The sequence below is a fragment of the Streptomyces sp. WELS2 genome (genome assembly GCF_013870595.1).
Taxonomy (GTDB): Bacteria; Actinomycetota; Actinomycetes; order Streptomycetales; family Streptomycetaceae; genus Streptomyces.
The window spans coordinates 1-2,887 of record NZ_JACBWZ010000770.1 but is presented as its reverse complement, the minus strand read 5'-3'; the positions used below and the strand labels follow the sequence as shown (position 1 = coordinate 2,887).

3 protein-coding genes are annotated in these 2,887 nt (G+C 74.7%); all 3 read left to right on the top strand.

From position 1 onward, the window contains the following. The first annotated feature begins 121 nt into the window (after window positions 1-121). Complete coding sequence (locus H5J33_RS29565) at window positions 122-1,612, top strand: GMC family oxidoreductase (RefSeq protein ID WP_181797865.1); 1,491 nt, start codon at window positions 122-124, stop codon at window positions 1,610-1,612. Window positions 1,613-1,651: 39 nt separating this feature from the next. Further along, window positions 1,652-2,596, top strand: a complete 945-nt coding sequence (locus tag H5J33_RS29560; RefSeq protein ID WP_220212861.1) for an aldo/keto reductase family oxidoreductase — start codon at window positions 1,652-1,654, stop codon at window positions 2,594-2,596. 126 nt (window positions 2,597-2,722) lie between these two features. Then, window positions 2,723-2,887: cyclophilin-like fold protein (locus tag H5J33_RS29555; protein WP_309485515.1), on the top strand; the 165-nt coding region annotated here is incomplete at its 3' end.

The window sequence follows — 2,887 nt, the reverse complement described above, 5'->3', positions numbered from 1 at the left end:
CCGGACACCGCACCGCGCCCGCTCCCGGCAAGGCTCGGCACCGGTCCGCGGTGACGCCACGCCTTCCCGTACCCCGTACCTCCCCCTCCCCTCTCCACCCGACCTCTCAGCGGAGCTGACCATGAACAACCCGTCCCTCGCGTCCGGCTACGACGTCGTCATCCTCGGCGGCGGAGTGGCGGGCTGCGTGCTGGCGGCGCGCCTGAGCGAGGACCCCGGCCGGACCGTGTGCCTCGTGGAGGCGGGGCCCGACTACGGAGCCCGGTGGGAGAACTGGCCCGGGAAGATCCTGGACTCCCGTGCCCTGCCACGCGAGGACGTGTGGGAACGGCACACGGAGTCCTACCGCATCCGGGCCCGCGTCCTGGGCGGCTCCTCGTGCGTCAACGGGGCCTGGAACACCTGGGGTTCACACGCCGACCACGCCGAGTGGACCCGCGCCGGCGGTGCACGGTGGTCGGCCGGGGCGCTGGAGCCGTACCGGCTGCGGGCCGTGGAGCGCATGGGGCTGCGCACCGTACCGGACTCGGAACTGTCCGTGTGGGCCTCGGCCGCCCTGGCGGCGGCGCGCGAGCTCGGCCACCCGGAGGTGGACATGGGCACTCCGGGGCCGCCCGGTCACGGCCGGCCGCTGCTCAACTCCGTCGACGGGCTGCGCTGGAACGCCGCCTTCGCCTACCTGGACCCGGCGACCCGGTCGCGGCCGAACCTGACGGTACTCGCCGGCGCCCTGGTGGACCGCCTGTCCCTGCGCGCGGGCCGGGTGACCGGTGCGCACATCGTCCTGGACGGGCGGCCGGTGACGCTGACGGGCGACACCTGTGTCCTGACGTCCGGCACCTTCGGCTCCCCCGCCGTGCTCCTGCGCAGCGGCATCGGCCCCGCCGCCCACCTGGAGCGGACCGGGATCCGCTGCGCGGCGGACCTCCCCGGTGTCGGCGCCAACCTGTCCGACCAGCCGGGTGTCTTCGTCCCCCTGTCCCCCACGGACGGACTGAACAGGGCGCTGGCGGCCAAGGAGGCGGCCGGGGAGCTGTATGTCAGCCGGATGCTGATCCGGGCGGCCAGCGAGTTCTGCCCGGACGGGGCGTGGGACCTGCATCTCCTGCCCACGGCCGGCCCGCCGCTGTTCGGCTCGCTCCCGCCCGGGCGGTACGAGGCCGGCATCTCCGCCTTCCTGATGAAGCCGGTCTCGCGCGGGCACGTCCGGCTGCGCTCGGCCGACCCCGTGGAGCCCCCCGAGATCACCCCGGCCTTCCTGTCCGACCCGGCGGGCCGGGACATCGCCGTCGTCCGGTCGGGGCTGCGGAAGGTGGAGGAACTCGCCGCGGCCATGAAGCCACTCGCGGCCCCCGCGGACCCGGAACCGGCCCACGCGCTGCCCGACTCCCGGCTCCGGGCCCGGGTGGGCACCTACTGGCACCCGGTGGGCACCTGCGCCATGGGACCGGCGGACGACCCCCGGTCCGTGGTCGACGGGCAGGGCGCCGTGCACGGTGTGGCGGGGCTGCGCGTCGCCGACGCCTCCATCCTGCCGACGGTGCCCGCCGCCAACACCCAGTTGCCGGTCCTGGCCGTCGCCGAGATGCTCGCCGACACCCTTCGCGCCTGACCCCCTCCCGCACGCACCGCACCCACCACGGAGACCGACATGGCGGCACAGACCGACATACGCGCACACAAGCTGCTGTACGGCTGCATGGGACTCGGCGGCGGCTGGGACACCGAGCCGTACACCGCCGACGACATCCGCCGCGCCGAGACCGCGGTCGAGGCGGCGCTGGCCGCCGGCATCACGGCCTTCGACCACGCCGACATCTACAAGTACGGCAAGGCGGAGGCCGTCTTCGGCGAGGTGCTGGCCCGCAGCCCCGGCTTGCGGCAGCGCATCGTCGTACAGACCAAGTGCGGCATCCGGCTGCCGGAAGGCGGCCGGCCCGGATACTACGACCTGCGGGGCGCCGGCATCGTACGGCGGGTCGAGGAGAGCCTGGCCCGGCTGCGTACGGATGTGCTGGACGTCCTCCTCCTGCACCGCCCCGACCCCCTGACCGGTCCGGAGGAGATCGCCGCGGCGCTGGACTCCCTGCACGCCCAGGGACTCGTCCGGCAGTTCGGCGTGTCCAACATGAGCGGACCCCAGATCGCCGCGCTGCAAGCCCGGACGGACCTCCCGCTGGTCGTCAACCAGCTCGAGATGAGCCTGGCCCGGCGGGACTGGGTGGAGGCGGGCGTCCTCTTCAACACGCCCGACGCCACCCACAACGGCTTCGCCCCCGGCACGCTGGAGTGGTGCGCGGCCAACGGCGTCCGGCTCCAGGCATGGGGCCCGCTCGCCCGGGGCCGCCTCACCTCGGGCACGGACACGCGGGCGAGCCGGCTCGTCGCGGAACTCGCCCGGCGCAAGGACACCACCCCTGAGACCGTCCTCCTGTGGTGGCTGCGACGCCACCCGGCGGGCATCGCCCCCGTCATCGGCACCACCCGCCCCGAACGCATCGCCGCCTGCGCGGACGCGGCCCGCCGCGAACCGGACCTCACGCACGAGGAGTGGTACGAACTGTGGACCACCGCGCGTGAGGCCCCCCTACCCTGAACGAAGCCGCCGTCCGAGCGGTCCGGTGATGTCCCCCTCCACCCGGCCGACGGCCGCCGCGAACGGAACCGGTGGCGAACGGCAAGCACCGTCGCGCCCGACGACCGACGGCCGGCCGACGGCACCCTGAACGACAGCCCCGCCGCCCGCGACCTGGCCGGCCTGCTGCCGCTCACGCCGAAACTGGAGGACTGCCACGGCACGGAGCGGATCGGCCATCCGCCGCGCCAGCTCATCGCCGACGGCGCCAGGTACATCACCCCGCTGCTGACCGACCGGGCCGGTATCCCG